Origin of the sequence: Vibrio ezurae NBRC 102218, from assembly GCF_000467185.1 — a bacterium.
Classification (GTDB): domain Bacteria; phylum Pseudomonadota; class Gammaproteobacteria; order Enterobacterales; family Vibrionaceae; genus Vibrio; species Vibrio ezurae.
The window spans coordinates 167,531-182,786 of record NZ_BATM01000037.1; the positions used below are offsets into that span (position 1 = coordinate 167,531).

The 15,256-nt window shown below is 44.2% G+C and carries 19 protein-coding genes; 13 read left to right on the plus strand and 6 right to left on the minus strand.

From position 1 onward, the window contains the following. Positions 1-52: 52 nt before the first annotated feature. The 5 genes from VEZ01S_RS11920 to VEZ01S_RS11940 all read right to left on the minus strand — a co-directional run bounded on the left by VEZ01S_RS11920 (position 53) and on the right by VEZ01S_RS11940 (position 4,593). Positions 53-922 (minus strand): phosphoribulokinase, encoded by an 870-nt coding sequence (locus VEZ01S_RS11920; protein ID WP_021714298.1) that lies wholly within the window; start codon positions 920-922, stop codon positions 53-55. Positions 923-987: 65 nt separating this feature from the next. Then, positions 988-1,209 carry a YheU family protein gene (locus VEZ01S_RS11925; RefSeq protein WP_021714299.1) on the minus strand — a complete coding sequence of 74 codons (222 nt, stop codon included), beginning with the start codon at positions 1,207-1,209 and terminating at the stop codon, positions 988-990. Between the two features lie 20 nt (positions 1,210-1,229). Then, complete coding sequence (locus VEZ01S_RS11930) at positions 1,230-2,210, minus strand: hydrolase (RefSeq protein ID WP_021714300.1); 981 nt, start codon at positions 2,208-2,210, stop codon at positions 1,230-1,232. Further along, on the minus strand, positions 2,203-2,667 hold the full coding sequence (locus VEZ01S_RS11935; RefSeq protein ID WP_021714301.1) for a TIGR02444 family protein: 465 nt from the start codon (positions 2,665-2,667) through the stop codon (positions 2,203-2,205). Before VEZ01S_RS11935 ends, VEZ01S_RS11930 begins: the two co-directional genes overlap by 8 nt. A 6-nt stretch (positions 2,668-2,673) precedes the next feature. Beyond that, the gene (locus VEZ01S_RS11940; RefSeq protein ID WP_021714302.1) at positions 2,674-4,593 is read right to left on the minus strand and encodes an ABC transporter ATP-binding protein; all 1,920 of its coding nucleotides are present in this window, start codon (positions 4,591-4,593) and stop codon (positions 2,674-2,676) included. Between the two features lie 118 nt (positions 4,594-4,711). On the opposite strand from VEZ01S_RS11940, the gene kefG reads away from it, so the two are divergent. From kefG to slyD, 4 genes are all read left to right on the plus strand, one after another. Continuing rightward, positions 4,712-5,308: a glutathione-regulated potassium-efflux system ancillary protein KefG gene (gene kefG / locus VEZ01S_RS11945; protein WP_021714303.1), complete on the plus strand. Its 597-nt coding sequence runs from the start codon at positions 4,712-4,714 to the stop codon at positions 5,306-5,308. Then, on the plus strand, positions 5,295-7,106 hold the full coding sequence (gene kefB / locus VEZ01S_RS11950) for a glutathione-regulated potassium-efflux system protein KefB (RefSeq protein WP_021714304.1): 1,812 nt from the start codon (positions 5,295-5,297) through the stop codon (positions 7,104-7,106). The genes kefG and kefB overlap by 14 nt, the downstream gene beginning before the upstream one ends. After that, positions 7,096-7,293 (plus strand): YheV family putative zinc ribbon protein, encoded by a 198-nt coding sequence (locus VEZ01S_RS11955; RefSeq protein WP_040890843.1) that lies wholly within the window; start codon positions 7,096-7,098, stop codon positions 7,291-7,293. The genes kefB and VEZ01S_RS11955 overlap by 11 nt, the downstream gene beginning before the upstream one ends. 86 nt (positions 7,294-7,379) lie before the next feature. After that, positions 7,380-7,928, plus strand: coding sequence for a peptidylprolyl isomerase (gene slyD / locus VEZ01S_RS11960; protein WP_021714306.1), 549 nt, complete (start codon positions 7,380-7,382; stop codon positions 7,926-7,928). A gap of 109 nt (positions 7,929-8,037) precedes the next feature. Here slyD and VEZ01S_RS11965 read toward each other — a convergent pair whose 3' ends face one another. After that, the gene (locus VEZ01S_RS11965; protein WP_021714307.1) at positions 8,038-8,280 is read right to left on the minus strand and encodes a SlyX family protein; all 243 of its coding nucleotides are present in this window, start codon (positions 8,278-8,280) and stop codon (positions 8,038-8,040) included. A gap of 375 nt (positions 8,281-8,655) precedes the next feature. On the opposite strand from VEZ01S_RS11965, the gene fkpA reads away from it, so the two are divergent. The 9 genes from fkpA to VEZ01S_RS12010 all read left to right on the plus strand — a co-directional run. Then, on the plus strand, positions 8,656-9,450 hold the full coding sequence (fkpA, locus tag VEZ01S_RS11970; protein ID WP_021714308.1) for an FKBP-type peptidyl-prolyl cis-trans isomerase: 795 nt from the start codon (positions 8,656-8,658) through the stop codon (positions 9,448-9,450). Positions 9,451-9,610: 160 nt separating this feature from the next. After that, positions 9,611-10,324, plus strand: coding sequence for a helix-turn-helix transcriptional regulator (locus VEZ01S_RS11975; RefSeq protein WP_021714309.1), 714 nt, complete (start codon positions 9,611-9,613; stop codon positions 10,322-10,324). Between the two features lies 1 nt (position 10,325). Beyond that, entirely contained in the window at positions 10,326-10,718 is a 393-nt protein-coding gene (gene tusD, locus VEZ01S_RS11980; RefSeq protein ID WP_021714310.1) for a sulfurtransferase complex subunit TusD, read from the plus strand. Then, positions 10,715-11,071 (plus strand): sulfurtransferase complex subunit TusC, encoded by a 357-nt coding sequence (tusC, locus tag VEZ01S_RS11985; RefSeq protein ID WP_021714311.1) that lies wholly within the window; start codon positions 10,715-10,717, stop codon positions 11,069-11,071. Before tusD ends, tusC begins: the two co-directional genes overlap by 4 nt. Before the next feature lie 3 nt (positions 11,072-11,074). Beyond that, positions 11,075-11,350 carry a sulfurtransferase complex subunit TusB gene (gene tusB, locus VEZ01S_RS11990; protein WP_021714312.1) on the plus strand — a complete coding sequence of 92 codons (276 nt, stop codon included), beginning with the start codon at positions 11,075-11,077 and terminating at the stop codon, positions 11,348-11,350. A 194-nt stretch (positions 11,351-11,544) separates the two neighbouring features. After that, positions 11,545-11,919: a 30S ribosomal protein S12 gene (gene rpsL, locus VEZ01S_RS11995; RefSeq protein WP_004399892.1), complete on the plus strand. Its 375-nt coding sequence runs from the start codon at positions 11,545-11,547 to the stop codon at positions 11,917-11,919. 97 nt (positions 11,920-12,016) lie between these two features. Further along, a complete protein-coding gene (gene rpsG / locus VEZ01S_RS12000; RefSeq protein ID WP_017029464.1) occupies positions 12,017-12,487 on the plus strand; it encodes a 30S ribosomal protein S7 in 471 nt (156 codons plus the stop codon). Between the two features lie 139 nt (positions 12,488-12,626). Continuing rightward, positions 12,627-14,720, plus strand: coding sequence for an elongation factor G (gene fusA, locus VEZ01S_RS12005; protein ID WP_021714313.1), 2,094 nt, complete (start codon positions 12,627-12,629; stop codon positions 14,718-14,720). Between the two features lie 150 nt (positions 14,721-14,870). After that, positions 14,871-15,256: GTP-binding protein (locus VEZ01S_RS12010; RefSeq protein ID WP_021714314.1), on the plus strand; the 386-nt coding region annotated here is incomplete at its 3' end.

A 15,256-nucleotide genomic window follows, 5' to 3' on the forward strand; every position in this document is an offset into this window, starting at 1 on the left:
AAACCGTGCCCTTAATCACACTCTGCAATAAGAGTGTGATTAAGGTCGAACCTTAGCCTATTTTTCCTGTCTCTAACAGTTGCTGCAGAATAGGACGGATAATGAGTTCCATTGCGAAACTCATTTTCCCTCCGGGTACAACCAAGGTGTTATGTCGTGACATAAATGAGCCATCGATCATGGCTAAAAGATAAGGGAAATCGACGTTTTTAAAGCCGCGCATACGAATCACTACAAAGCTTTCATCTAAGCTAGGAATGCCTTTGGCGTTGAGTGGATTTGAGGTATCAACCGTTGGTACTCGTTGAAAGTTGATGTGGGTACGCGAAAACTGTGGAGTGATGAAGTTTAAGTAGTCGTCCATAGAGCGCACGATCGAATCCATCACCGCTTCTCTAGAATGGCCACGGTCACGAGTATCGCGAACAAACTTCTGAATCCATTCAAGGTTAACAATAGGCACCATGCCAATCAGTAGATCGACGTGTTTGGCAACGTTACAAGTGCTATCCACCACACCGCCGTGCAGTCCCTCGTAAAACAAAACGTCACTGTTCTCAGGAAGATCTTGCCATGGGGTAAAAGTCCCTGGCATTTGGTTGTATGGCACCGCTTCATCGAATGTATGTAAGTAGCGACGGACTTTACCTTCCCCTTTTTCCCCATACTCTTTAAAGAAATTCTCTAAAGCGGGAAAGTCGTTGGCTTCAGGGCCAAAGTAGCTAATGTGTCTACCTTGATCTTTCGCTTTGCGGATGGCGACATCCATTTCTGGACGAGTAAAGCGATGAAAGCTGTCTCCTTCAATCCAAGCAGCCTTGGTGTTCATCATGTTGAACATTTTGCGAAAGGCTTCAGAGGTGGTGGTAGTGCCTGCTCCAGAAGAGCCTGTTACCGCAATGATAGGATGTTTAGCTGACATGACTTTCCTTGTCTCTGTTTTAGTGTGAGTGAATAGTATACAAATAACAGCTGTGTATTTCAGTGTTATAACGGTTTCGAGTTATGACTTACTTTTATATCGATACTTTCATGTAGTTCAGAGTAAACAATCACAGCGGTTCCTTGTTGAAGCTGTTGTTTGATTTGCTCTACTTTATCCGCAAGAGAGATTTCGACTTCTCCGTAATCGGTGCCTTCTCGTAGAATGTACTCTTTAATCAGGCTTTCTAAGGTTTCAGGGACAATCTCTTTCCACGGCACAATCATGATAGGTACTTATTATTAAGTTATTGTTGAGGCGTAAATTTATCATAAAAACTGGGCACCGCCATCTCTAGCCAGAAATGAGGTGAACGTATTGAGCCACCAATAAAGCCTACATGCCCTCCATTATTGACCAAGTGATAGTGGAGGTTACTGTTTAACTTAAAGGTTGGGATCACCTCATCGGTCATGAAAGGATCATCCTTAGCATGAATGATGTGGGTTGGAATTTGAATATCATTCAGTCTTGGCAGCCCTGAGCAACGAGTATAGTAATCTTTCGCATCGATGTAACCGTGCAGTGGGGCAGTAATGGCGTTATCAAATTGATGCAGCAGTTGCATGTTATTGATAGTCTCAATATCGATGCCGATGGCTTCTTTCAGTAACTCAATTTTTTGCAGTGAGTGCTTTTTTAGTGAGTTCAATAAATAGTTTTGATAGAGCTTACTAAAACCTTGTTCAATGCGTTGCGAGCACACGGCTAAATCCAATGGCGCACAGATTACTGTCGCTTCATCCACTAAAGGTTGCTCGTTATAACGCGCCAGATAGTTCACCAACATATTGCCCCCAAGGGAGATACCTACGGCAACTTTAGGGTTGTTGGGAAAACGTTGATGGATTTGCTGGAGAAAAAAGCGTGCGTCTTCGGTTTCCCCTGAATGATAGGCTCGTGCTTGTTTGTTTGGTTTACCACTACAGCCTCTAAAATGCATCATCACTGATAGCCAGCCTTTTTTGGCAAAGGCATGCATCAGTCCGTGAGCGTAAGGGCTGTTAAAGCTTCCTTCTAGACCATGAAAGAGAATAAATAGGGGCTTATTCTGCGCCGATGGCGCTTGCCAGTGTTCACTCCATGCCAAATCAAGGAAATCGTCATCAGTGGTGATCAGCGTTTCCCAAACAGGAGTAAACAGAGGTTGCCTGCGAATAAACCTAGGCATGAGCGTTTGGATATGTGGGTTTTGAATGCTCCAGTGTGGAGAAAAGCGATTAATCATGAATTTGCTTATTAAATATCTCGGCGAGTTGCTGCGCACCTAGCTGGTGGCAATAGTCGTTGATTAAGTGGGGCTGAGTCACTGTTGTCAGTGGCAATTGATGAAGTAACGCGACAATATCGGCTTGTTGTTGGCGTTCGAGTTGCAATTCAAATTGTAGAGAGTCTCTGTATAAGGACTCAGGCAAATGCGCTTTGGATTTTCGTCTTAGTTCTCTAAAGTGCAGCAATAAAGGTTCGGTGCGGCCTAAGCTTTGTATCACTTTGGGCCACTGTGACTCAGTAAAAGAGAGATGCTGTTCATCTAGCCACTTCGCTGTAAGAAGCAGATTCACATTGCCGTGAAAATGGTTTTGTAGGTGTAAGCACGCCTCTTTGATCTCTTGCACACAGTAGTAGCGCAAACTAAATTGCCACAAACTATCTAGGGTCAAAAGACGGTTCGGCGTGCTGTTCATCCGTTGTTATTCGTTATCCAGCTCTTGTTGCATTTCTTCTAGAGTTTCTTGATCTGTCATCCATTCCATTTCCACTTCCTCAAGTTCCGATTTCGCACTGGCTTGCTGGCTGAGCACTTGAGTAAGTTTAGCTTTGTTTTCCGCCTGATACAGGTCGGTATCGCTAAGTTGCTCTTCGCATTGCTCTAACACCTTGTTGAGCTTATCCATTTTCTTTTCTAAAGCGGTGATATTTTTGCGAATGGGCGCGGTGAGTTTACGAAACTCGGCTTCTTTGCGTTTTTGATCTTTTTTTGCCGCCGCTGAATGCACGGAAGATTTAGGCTCATCACTTGATTGCGCTTTTTTGATCTCTTTTTGTTGGTCGGTTAGCCACTTGTAGTAGTCGGTTAAATCACCATCAAAAGGTTCAACTTGTTTGTCGTGAACGAGGTAAAGATCATCGGTGGTCGCGCGCAGTAGATACCTATCGTGACTGACGATAACCATGGCACCTTCAAAGGTTTGTAGAGCCATAGTCAAAGCTTGGCGCATGTCTAAATCAAGGTGGTTGGTTGGCTCATCCAGTAGTAGCAAGTTCGGTTTTTGCCACACCAGTAACGCCAGCACCAAACGGGCTTTTTCACCGCCAGAGAAAGGGGCAACTTTATCAAGCGCTTTATCACCTTGGAAACCAAAGCTACCTAAGTAGTCACGCAACTGCTGCTCAGTATGTTTGGGCGCAATTTGCATTAGATGCTGTAGCGGAGTTTCATCAGGATGCAGCGTTTCTAACTGATGCTGAGCAAAGTAACCAATTTTCACCCCTTGCGAGTAGGTAAAGTCACCGCTCTTAGAAGCCAGTTCGCCGGACAGCAATTTGATTAGCGTTGATTTACCCGCACCGTTACGACCAAGTAGGCCAATGCGACTACCTGGGACTAAGTTTAAGCGAATCTTTTCTAAGATCAGCGTGTCGTCATAACCCGCTGATACGTGATCCATCATGACGATTGGATTTGGTAGCGCCGCAGGTTCTCGAAATTGGAAGCTAAATGGATTATCAAATTGCGCAGGCAACACTTGCTCCATTTTCTCCAAGGCTTTAATACGGCTTTGTGCTTGACGCGCTTTTGAGGCTTTATAACGGAAACGGTCAATATAGCTTTGCATGTGAGCAACTTGCTTTTGTTGCTTTTGATACATGGCTTGTTGCAACACCAGCTTTTGCGCACGCTGACTTTCAAATGATGAGTAATTACCTGTGTACTCATTCAATTGTTCGTTTTCAACATGGATGATACGACCCACGACAGGATCGAGAAAATCCCTATCATGGGAAATGAGCACTAGAGTGCCTCGATAATTTTGCAGCCAACGTTCTAGCCACATTACCGCGTCTAAATCCAAGTGGTTGGTTGGTTCATCAAGTAGCAATAGATCAGAGCGGCACAGCAGTGCTTGGGCAAGGTTTAAGCGCATGCGCCAACCACCCGAAAACTGGGTGAGGTTCCATTGCATTTGCGCTTGAGAAAAACCTAAACCATCCAATAATTCAGCGGCGCGAGCACGAATTGAATAACCACCAATGGTTTCAATTTTGCCATGCAGTTCAGCGACCTTGTTGCCGTCGTCAGCCTGCTCAGCTTTGGCTAAATCAGCTTCAAGTTGACGGTATTCTCTATCGCCATCAATGACATATTCGATTGAAGTACGCTCTAAAGCAGGGGTTTCTTGGGCAACCCAAGCCAGTTCCCAGTGTTTGGGCTGTTTAAAGTCGCCGGCATCAATGCTCAATTCACCTTTCATTAAAGCGAATAAGGTGGATTTACCACATCCATTCTTGCCAACAAGGCCCACCTTGTCTCCCGGATGAATAGTGGCAGAAGCATCTTGCAAAAGTGCTTTACCGCCGCGCAATAATTGAATGTCTGAAATCGTAATCATGAAAATGCTAAGCGTTAATCGAATATGTTGCTCGCATATTAGGGGGAATAGGGGTAAAAGTCGATCCCTTGACATGATAGGATGAGGGCAATGTAACAGTTAAGGAAAGTGTCAAGGAATGACAAAGCTGTCTGCTTACCCCTCAAGTGTCCCTCGAGTGTTGGTCATATACGCTCACCCTGAACCGGATAGCTCGGTGGCTAATCGGTGCATGATTGATCAAATCAAAGAATTGCCCAATGTCACTGTTCACGATTTATACGCTGAATATCCAGACTTTTTTATTGATATCGCATTAGAACAGCAACGCCTGCTACAGCACGATGTCATCGTGTTTCAACACCCTATGTTTTTGTATTCGTGCCCAGCCTTGCTCAAAGAGTGGATGGATCGCGTGTTGGATAAAGGATTTGCTTTTGGCTCTCACTGTGCGCTGCAAGGAAAGCATTGGCGCAGTGTGATTACGACCGGAGGGCAAAAGTCAGCCTTCTCTCCCCAAGGCTATAATAAATACCCTCTAGAGCAGATATTACAACCGTTTGAGTTGACCGCTTTACTGTGTCAGATGCATTGGATTGAACCTATGGTTTTATATTGGTCACGTACGATTCCTGATGCAGAGTGTGCGCAACATGCTTTGCAATATCGACAATGGTTGGCGAATCCTCTGGCTGAGCAAGCAGATGTGGAAGGGGGCAGTAATGGCGCTAAATAATGAACTCATAGAAAGCAGTGTGTTGTTTTTAGGTGCCGCTGTTATCGCTGTGCCTTTGGCGCAACGATTGGGGCTTGGCTCAGTATTAGGTTATCTGCTGGCGGGAGTGGTGATTGGCCCGTGGGGACTGTCTTTAATTAATGACGTCGATGCCATTTTGCACTTCTCAGAGCTTGGGGTGGTGCTGCTGCTGTTTTTAATTGGCTTGGAGCTGAATCCTAAAAAACTGTGGGCAATGCGCATCCCTATTTTAGGGTTAGGCGGAGCTCAAGTGCTTATATCGACACTGTTTATCTCTATGGTGGCATTCCTATTGGGTCAATCATGGATGAGCAGTATTGCCATTGGTATGGGCTTAGCATTGTCATCAACCGCTATTGCATTGCGAGTGATTGATGAGCAAGGGTTGGCGGGAAGTGAAACCGGCCAGTCAGGGTTTGCCGTATTACTGTTCCAAGATATTGCGGTGATTCCTATGTTAGCTTTGCTGCCTTTATTAGCAGGAGGGGTAGCTGGTAATTGGGCTGATGTAGGGATGACATTATTAGCTGTGGTTGCCTTATTAGTTGCCGGCCACTTCTTACTCAGACCCTTATTTCGATTCGTACTCTCTACTGGAACGCGTGAGTTATTTACCGCTGCTGCACTGCTGGTGGTCTTTGGCATTGCGGTAACCATGCAACATCTTGGTTTATCAATGGCGTTAGGTACATTTTTAGCAGGAGTGTTGTTGGCTGAAAGTGAATACCGACATGAGCTAGAAATCACCATTGAGCCTTTTAAAGGTTTATTGCTAGGGCTGTTTTTTATCTCGGTGGGGATGTCGGTCAATCTAGGCTTATTATTTGAAAATCCAGCCTTGATTCTGGCGACTGTGGTTGGGTTAGTCACCGCCAAAGGGCTAATTTTATATGTGCTGGCGCGTCTATTTGGCATCAAGTCTAAATCGCGCAGTCGAATGGCGGCAATTTTAAGTCAAGGTGGTGAGTTTGCTTTTGTTATCTTTACTGCGTCCCTAGCGCTGGGTTTGTTATCTAATTCTGTGGCTAGCTTTTTGTTGGTGGTGGTCAGCCTGTCGATGGTGACCACGCCGCTAATACTAAAAGTACAGTCGTGGATTTACTCTCGCAGTATCAATAGCAGTGATGAAGCGGAATCTCATGAGCAGGTACGCGATCGAGAGCCACGCGTTATCGTGGCGGGCTTTGGTCGTTTTGGACAAGTGATTGGCCGTTTGATGTACGCCAACAAAGTAAAACTGACCATCCTAGAAAGCGACCCAAGCCAGATAAAACTGTTACGTAAATTTGGCTATAAAGTCTATTTTGGGGATGTGACTAATATTGATTTGTTGCGTTCAGCGGGCGCTGAAAATGCAGAAGCGATAGTGCTGTGTACTGATGCCCCTGATGAGATCATTCGCACTGTTGAATTGTGCCAGCAACACTTCCCCAACTTAAAAGTTTTTGCTCGAGCGCGCAGTCGCGTAGAAGCCTATCAATTACTCAATCACGGCGTGCCAGGTTATTCACGAGAGACCTTTTTGGGCGCACTAGATTTAGGGCGACAATTGTTGGTCGCGTTAGGCATGCACCCTCATCAAGCGACTCGCGCCGCTAAGCATTTTAATAAATTAGATAACACTATGCTGAAAGAGTTGTTGCCTCAGCATAGTGATGAAAGTGACTTAGCACTGCGAGCCAAAGAAGCGCGTAAAGAGCTAGAAGAGATCTTCGGTCGAGAAATAGAAAACGAACGTCAGTCGAGTAATTACTGGAATAGAAATGATGAAAACTAGAAAGCGATTTATTGCTGGCGCCGAATGCCCAGAATGTCATGATATGGATAGCTTACGCTGGTGGGAAGTGAATAACATCGAATGGGTAGAATGTGTGAGTTGTGATTATAAACAGCCTCGCTTGCCGGCAGAAAAGCAACAAAAAGCAAAAGATCAGGATATGATTGGGATCTTTAAACCAGAATAGAATTAAGCGCTAGCCATGGCAAAGGTTAGTCTGTATTATTGCGCCTCTTTTTTGAACAGTTGAATAACCAACTTTTTGGAGTGACTATGAAAATCGACAATAACTCAGTAGTAAGTCTTGCATATCAAGTTAAGCTTGAAGAAGGCGTAGTTGTTGATCAAGCCGGTGTAGATGCACCATTGGATTATCTACACGGACACAACAACCTAGTAGTTGGTTTAGAAAAAGCACTTTCTGGCCGCGCAGTTGGCGATAAATTCAGCGTGACTGTAAGCCCTGAAGAAGCATACGGTGAGCATAGCGACGCTATGGTACAACGTGTTCCTGCCAATGTATTTCAAGGTGTAGATGAGATAGAAGTTGGCATGCGCTTTATGGCGGATACAGACCAAGGCCAAATTCCTGTAGAAATTACAGAAGTTGACGGTGACGAAGTTGTTGTTGATGGTAACCATATGCTAGCAGGTCAAACTCTAACGTTTGACGTAGAAGTAGTGGCTATTCGTGAAGCAACAGAAGAAGAAATCGCCCACGGTCATATCCATAGAGAAGGTGCTCATGGCCGTGACGATCATAAATGCTGTGGCGGCAAAGGTGATTGTGGTAAAGGCGACGACTGCTGCTCTAACCACTAAGCATTCAATCACTTAAACGTTATTTAGAAAACCTCCTTAATAGGAGGTTTTTTTGTTTTAAAGGCGATAACTCGTTGTGCGAAATATAACGCTGCGCACAAACGTTGAATTAATAGTGAGGAGGCGGCGTTTCTTCTGAAGGGTCAGCAAGATTTGAAGTGTCCATATTCTTCACTTTACCGACGACGTATTTCATCTGAGTTTGCATTCTTGAGATCAACAATTGTTGCTGACTTAGAGCGTCATTCAGTTCATCGATGGTTTGTTCTTGAAACGCAGCTTTGCACTCAAGATCGTCTATTTTTTGATTGAGTTGCTGGATGAGCGTAGAAACCTCTGTCGCATTTGACATTACAGTGTGCCTTTAAAATCGAAAACGATGTGCAGTTTACCTTAGATTATCTAACCCTTCATCTCTATATCCACTACAGTAGTAGAATAGCCGATGAGAAAGGATGACGAGAGAGGGCATACATTGCCTGAGTCTTTTACAAAGATCTGCCTATGGGGGCAAATTAACGCATTTGCTAGGGAACTAATATAGAGATTAAGGTCTAACCCCGTATCTTGCACATTTTTACTTAGAAATGACAATTAATGGTTATGTAAACGTAATTATAATTCGCACACTGACCTGTAATTTGTTAATTTCAATAGAATCTTAACGGAAACAATTTGCACCTATGAGTGCTTATAGCAATGGCTACGCCATGATTTGGAGAATTAAATGAAATCAATGCTAAAACTTTCTCTGCTTGCAGCAACAGTTGCCCTAGCAGTTGGTTGTCAAAAAGAAGAAGCACCAAAGACAGACGCAGCCGCTCCGGCAGCAACTGAAGCAGCGGCTTCAGCAGACGCAATGCAATTTAAGTCTGATGATGATAAAGCAGCATACGCAATCGGTGTTTCGTTCGCGACTTACCTAAAAGCAAGCGTAGAAAAACCAAAAGAGATTGGTATTGAACTAAGCGATGAAATGGTACTTAAAGGTATTACAGACTCATTTGCTGGGAATGCTGGTCTTAAAGAAGACGAGATTCGTCAGGTTCTTGAAGGGCTAGATGCTCGTGTAAGCAAGAAAATGGCTGAGAAAGCGGCTGAGAAATCAGCAGCAGCATTGAAAGCTGGCGAAGATTTCCGTACTGAGTTTGCTAAGCAAGATGGCGTATCAAAAACGGATTCTGGCATCCTTTACCAAGTTGAAAAACAAGGTGACGGCGCGACTCCTAAAGCAACTGACGTAGTTAAAGTTCACTACACAGGTACTTTAACTGACGGTACTAAGTTCGATAGCTCTATCGACCGTGGCGAACCAGCAACATTCCCACTTAACCGTGTGATTCCTGGTTGGACTGAAGGTCTGCAACTTATGAAAGTGGGTTCTAAATACAAATTTGTTATCCCACCAGAGCTAGCATATGGCGACCAAGAGTCTCCTGCTATCCCTGCTAACTCAACGCTAGTATTTGAAGTTGAGCTACTGGGTATTGAAGCACCAGCTGCACAGCCTGCTACAAAGTAATAGCAAATAGGCTTTATAAAACCGAGGCTTGCCTCGGTTTTTTGCATTTTGTTTATGATTTAGATCAGAATATTAATGTGTTCATTCAGCTTACCCTCTCTTTTTTCAAATAATCTGATAAACTTTAACTTATTATTTGAAATGTTAACTGGATAGACACGTGAACACTGAAATTATTGATGCTGAATCGCTATTAGAGTTGGATTCTGTAGATATCAAGCCTTTTACAGAGCACGACAAAATCATCCTGCGCTCCTATGAAGCTGTAGTTGATGGTATTGCCAGTTTGATAGGACAGTTTTGTGAAATCGTTCTTCATTCATTAGAAGATCTCAATACCTCAGCCATACGCATCGCTAATGGCGAAAATACCGGCCGCCAAGTTGGCTCACCAATCACTGTTCTTGCCCTTAAAATGCTAAAAGACATTGAAGGTTCAGAAAGAAACTTCTCACGTTCGTACTTTACTCGTGCCAAAGGTGGCGTATTGATGAAGTCGATCACCGTTGCCATTCGCAATGGAGATAATCGTGTGATTGGGTTGCTGTGTATTAATGTAAATTTAGACGCACCTTTTTCACAAGTGCTTACCTCATTCATGCCAACTGAAGAAGCTCAGGCAGCTGCATCATCAGTCAACTTTGCCAGTGATGTTGAAGAACTAGTGGATCAAACGGTTGAGCGCACTATCGATGAAGTAAACGCGGATAAATTGGTTTCAAATAATACTAAAAACCGTCAAATCGTAATGGAATTGTACGATAAAGGTATTTTTGACATTAAAGACGCCATCAGTAGTGTGGCGGATCGTTTAAATATCTCAAAACATACCGTGTATTTGTACATCCGTCAGCGTAAGACTGAGGACGAATGATTTGAGCCTAACGTACACCTTAGTGGTGAATGGAGAGGTATATGGTGAGCAATCAAGTTTGAATGCTTATCAATTTGCCAGTGCCCTCATTGAAAAAGGGCATCGTTTAGTGAATGTCTTTTTTTATCAGCAGGGCGTAACTAATGGCAATGGTCTAACAGTACCGGCCAATGATGAATTCGATTTGGTTTCTGCATGGCAACAATTAGCGGCTGAGCATGGCGTATTGTTACAAACTTGCGTAGCGGCAGCTTTGCGCCGAGGTGTGGTTGGGCAACAAGAAGCCGAACAACATCAGTTGCCACAGTCCAATCTGGCAGATGGTTTTGAACAGTCTGGGCTGGGTAGCTTAGCAGAATCACTATTGAGTCAAGATAGGGTAGTGCAGTTTTGAAAAGTATCGCATTTGTTTTTACCTCTTCGCCACACGCGACAGCCAGTGGTCGTGAAGCATTGGACGCGGTATTAGCGACCTCAGCGTATAGCGAAAACTTGTCGTTATTTTTTATTGGTGATGGCGTCAGTCAGTTATTAAAGCATCAACAGCCTCAATCGATATTAAGTCGTGACTATATTTCTGCATTTCGACTGCTGGACCTGTATGAAGTAGACGATCTATTTGTGTGTAATAGTAGCCTTAATGAACTTGGCTTTTCAGCGCAGGATTTGTTTTTAGACACCCAAGTACTGAGTAGTAATGAAATAGCTCAAAAGCTTGCCGATAGTGATGTGGTATTAAGGTTTTAATTTATGTTGCATATAGTGACTCGTTTACAATGTGTGGAGACTCTGTCTGCCTACATACTAGATAAAGACAGTGTATTATTGGTTGAAGAAGCCGTGTACGCCATCAATCCTAAACATAAGTTACATAGTAAGCTGCCTTCGCAAGTGACAGTAAAGGCGTTGCAACCCGATGTAGCGGCTCGCGGGCTAGAAGCTGTGTGTGCAACGCATATCGAATGCGTGGATTTTGCTGGTTTTGTTGACCTTACTGCAGAGCACAGTAAATCCCTCACTTGGTAAATAAACGCAGAAAATTAATCTAAAGCGTGATTATCGTATCGATCTGCCCTGGATCGGCTCAGATGTTAAAAAAGATCTGTATATTTCTTGACACCCCTCCCGTCCCCGAATAGAATTTCGCGTCCCTAATTGCACTAGTGTGATAGGGCTTAGATTTTTCACAAAGCTTATTTTAAGTAATCAGGAGCTAGTTAATGGCAACTATTAACCAGTTGGTACGTAAACCACGTGCAAAGCAAGTTGTTAAAAGCAACGTGCCTGCACTAGAAGCGTGCCCACAAAAACGTGGTGTATGTACTCGTGTTTACACTACTACACCAAAAAAACCTAACTCAGCACTTCGTAAGGTTTGCCGTGTTCGTCTAACGAACGGCTTTGAAGTGACTTCGTACATCGGCGGTGAAGGTCACAACCTTCAAGAGCACAGTGTTGTTCTTATCCGTGGCGGTCGTGTTAAAGACCTTCCAGGTGTGCGTTACCACACTGTTCGCGGTGCACTTGACTGTGCAGGCGTAAATGACCGTAAACAAGGTCGTTCTAAGTACGGTGTGAAGCGTCCTAAGTCTTAATGGATTCCGTTAAGTAAGGCCAAACACTAAATTAAATTTTAATTTTGAAGAAACTGTAAAGTTTTGGATAACCTGAAGAAGACAACGGAGAATTCCTATGCCACGTCGTCGCGTTATTGGTCAGCGTAAGATCCTTCCAGATCCTAAGTTCAAATCTGAACTGCTGGCAAAATTCGTTAACATCCTTATGGTTGACGGAAAAAAATCTACTGCAGAGAAAATTGTTTACACTGCACTAGAAACTATGGCTGAGAAGTCTGGTAAAGACCACTTAGCTGTATTTGAAGAAGCTCTTGAAAATGTTCGCCCAGCGGTAGAAGTTAAATCTCGCCGTGTAGGTGGTTCAACTTACCAAGTACCTGTAGAAGTTCGTCCGGTTCGCCGTAACGCTCTTGCTATGCGTTGGTTGGTTGAAGCTGCGCGTAAGCGTGGTGAAAAATCTATGGCTCAACGCCTAGCTGCTGAAATGCTAGACGCGTCTGAGAACAAAGGTACTGCGGTTAAGAAACGTGAAGACGTTCACCGCATGGCTGACGCTAACAAAGCGTTTGCTCACTACCGCTGGTAATCCCTCGGTAAGACCTTTAATGCAGCGAGCTTTGCTCGCTGCATTTCTCTATTTTTCAGAAAGGAAAAATAGGGTCTATTCATATTTTAAAAGCCTATATTTTTAAAACATTAATAGTCCCTAATAAGAGGATAGAATCGTGGCTCGTAAAACTCCTATTGAGCGCTACCGTAATATCGGTATCGTAGCTCACGTAGATGCAGGAAAAACAACCACAAGTGAGCGTATTCTATTCTATACCGGTCTCTCTCATAAAATTGGTGAGGTTCATGACGGCGCAGCTATCATGGACTGGATGGAGCAAGAGCAGGAACGTGGTATTACTATCACATCTGCGGCCACCACCACCTTTTGGCGCGGTATGGAAGCTCAATTCCAAGATCATCGCATCAACATTATCGATACCCCCGGACACGTTGACTTTACTATCGAAGTAGAACGCTCTTTGCGTGTACTTGATGGTGCGGTTGTTGTTTTCTGTGGCGCGTCGGGTGTTGAGCCTCAATCTGAGACAGTGTGGCGTCAAGCGGATAAGTACAGTGTTCCTCGTTTAGTGTTCGTGAATAAAATGGACCGTACAGGCGCTGACTTCCTACGTGTTGTCGACCAAATTGAAGAGCGTCTTGGGGCAACTCCAGTGCCTATCCAATTAAACATTGGTGCTGAAGATGAATTTGCAGGTGTTGTAGACCTGATCAAGATGAAGCGCATCAGCTGGAATGAAGCTGATCAAGGTATGTCTTTCTCTTATGAAGATGTCCCGGCTGATATGCTTGAAAGTGCTGAAGAATGGCGTACTAACTTAGTGGAAGCTGCGGCTGAAGCTAACGAAGAGCTGATGGATAAGTACCTTGAAGAAGGTGAGTTAACGGAAGCAGAGATCAAACAAGGTCTACGTATTCGTACTCTTAACAACGAAATCGTACTCGCAACTTGTGGTAGTGCCTTTAAAAACAAAGGTGTTCAAGCAGTACTTGATGCGGTTGTTGATTTCTTACCATCGCCTGTTGATGTACCTGCAATTCAAGGTGTTGATGAAAACGAGAATGAAGTCGAGCGTCATGCCGATGACAAAGAACCGTTTTCTGCACTAGCATTTAAGATTGCAACTGACCCGTTTGTAGGTACTCTTACCTTCATGCGCGTCTACTCTGGTGTTGTTAAATCGGCTGGAACAGTCTACAACTCAGTGAAAGAGAAAAAAGAACGTCTTGGTCGTATTGTGCAAATGCACTCGAACAAGCGTGAAGAAGTGAAAGAAGTGTATGCAGGTGACATCGCGGCCGTGATTGGCTTAAAAGATGTGACAACAGGTGATACATTGTGCGATCAGAATCACAAGGTGATTCTAGAACGTATGGAATTCCCTGACCCTGTAATTCAAATTGTGGTAGAACCTAGATCTCAAGCAGACCAAGATAAAATGGCCATTGCTTTAGAGAAGCTAGCTGCCGAAGATCCTTCTTTCCACGTGGAAATGGATGACGAAACAGGTCAAACCTTGATCTCTGGTATGGGTGAGCTTCACTTAGATATCATCGTTGACCGTATGAAGCGTGAATTTAACGTTGGTTGTAACGTAGGTAACCCTCAGGTTGCTTATCGCGAAGCGATTCGTGGCAAGACCAAGGTTGAAGGTAAATTTATTCGTCAAGGTGAACGTAACCAGTATGGTCACGTATGGCTTGAGCTTGAGCCATCAGAACCGGGCGAAGGTTTTGTTTTTGTGAACGATATTGTGGACGGTGTAGTTCCTAGCGAATACATCAGTTCGGTATCGAAAGGTATCGAAGAGCAAATGATTAATGGTGTGCTTGCTGGCTATCCTATGCAGGATGTCAAAGCGACCTTAGTTGATGGTTCTTACCATGATGTCGACTCAAGTGAGATAGCGTTTAGAATCGCTGCCTCAATGGCGTTCAGGGAAGGTGCACTTGATGCACAACCAGTTCTCCTTGAACCAATGATGAAAGTTGAAATAACCACGCCAGAAGACTGGATGGGTAGTGTAGTAGGTGATCTAAACCGTCGCCGCGGCATTATTGAAGGCATGGAAGACGGAACTGCTGGACTCAAAGTTGTCCGTGCGCAGGTGCCATTGTCTGTCATGTTTGGCTATTCAACTGACTTACGTTCAGCGACACAAGGCCGTGCTTCTTACTCTATGGAGTTTAGTGAGTACGCTGAAGTGCCGAAGAATGTGGCTGATGCTATTATTGCCGAGCGTGGTTAATCATTTAGGCGCTAAATAGAGCTGATGAATTTTTTCAAATCAGTGCGCCTAAATATTGCGCTAAAGGCGTTTGATGCTTAAAATAGCAAATTCTGGCGCGCCTCGACTATGTTCGGTCGCGGCGAATCATAACTAGGAAGGAACACGATCGTGTCTAAAGAAAAATTTGAACGTACGAAACCGCACGTAAACGTTGGTACTATCGGCCACGTTGACCACGGTAAAACAACTCTAACTGCAGCTATCTGTACTACTCTTTCAAAAGTATACGGTGGTGAAGCTAAAGACTTCGCATCTATCGATAATGCTCCAGAAGAGCGTGAGCGCGGTATCACAATCGCTACTTCTCACGTAGAGTACGATACTCCAGAACGTCACTACGCACACGTAGACTGTCCAGGACACGCCGATTATGTTAAAAACATGATCACTGGTGCTGCTCAAATGGATGGTGGTATCCTAGTTGTTGCTGCAACTGATGGTCCAATGCCTCAAACTCGTGAGCACATCCTACTTGGTCGTCAGGTTGGTATTCC

Coding starts and splice junctions, on each gene's coding strand:
- VEZ01S_RS11930 (WP_021714300.1), bottom strand. CDS start 2,210: ATGATTAATCGCTTTTCTCCACACTGGAGCATTCAAAACCCACATATC.
- rpsG (WP_017029464.1), top strand. CDS start 12,017: ATGCCACGTCGTCGCGTTATTGGTCAGCGTAAGATCCTTCCAGATCCT.
- VEZ01S_RS11925 (WP_021714299.1), bottom strand. CDS start 1,209: ATGATTGTGCCGTGGAAAGAGATTGTCCCTGAAACCTTAGAAAGCCTG.
- rpsL (WP_004399892.1), top strand. CDS start 11,545: ATGGCAACTATTAACCAGTTGGTACGTAAACCACGTGCAAAGCAAGTT.
- kefG (WP_021714303.1), top strand. CDS start 4,712: ATGACAAAGCTGTCTGCTTACCCCTCAAGTGTCCCTCGAGTGTTGGTC.
- fkpA (WP_021714308.1), top strand. CDS start 8,656: ATGAAATCAATGCTAAAACTTTCTCTGCTTGCAGCAACAGTTGCCCTA.
- tusB (WP_021714312.1), top strand. CDS start 11,075: ATGTTGCATATAGTGACTCGTTTACAATGTGTGGAGACTCTGTCTGCC.
- VEZ01S_RS11965 (WP_021714307.1), bottom strand. CDS start 8,280: ATGTCAAATGCGACAGAGGTTTCTACGCTCATCCAGCAACTCAATCAA.
- kefB (WP_021714304.1), top strand. CDS start 5,295: ATGGCGCTAAATAATGAACTCATAGAAAGCAGTGTGTTGTTTTTAGGT.
- VEZ01S_RS11935 (WP_021714301.1), bottom strand. CDS start 2,667: ATGAACAGCACGCCGAACCGTCTTTTGACCCTAGATAGTTTGTGGCAA.
- VEZ01S_RS11940 (WP_021714302.1), bottom strand. CDS start 4,593: ATGATTACGATTTCAGACATTCAATTATTGCGCGGCGGTAAAGCACTT.
- slyD (WP_021714306.1), top strand. CDS start 7,380: ATGAAAATCGACAATAACTCAGTAGTAAGTCTTGCATATCAAGTTAAG.
- VEZ01S_RS11920 (WP_021714298.1), bottom strand. CDS start 922: ATGTCAGCTAAACATCCTATCATTGCGGTAACAGGCTCTTCTGGAGCA.
- VEZ01S_RS11955 (WP_040890843.1), top strand. CDS start 7,096: ATGAAAACTAGAAAGCGATTTATTGCTGGCGCCGAATGCCCAGAATGT.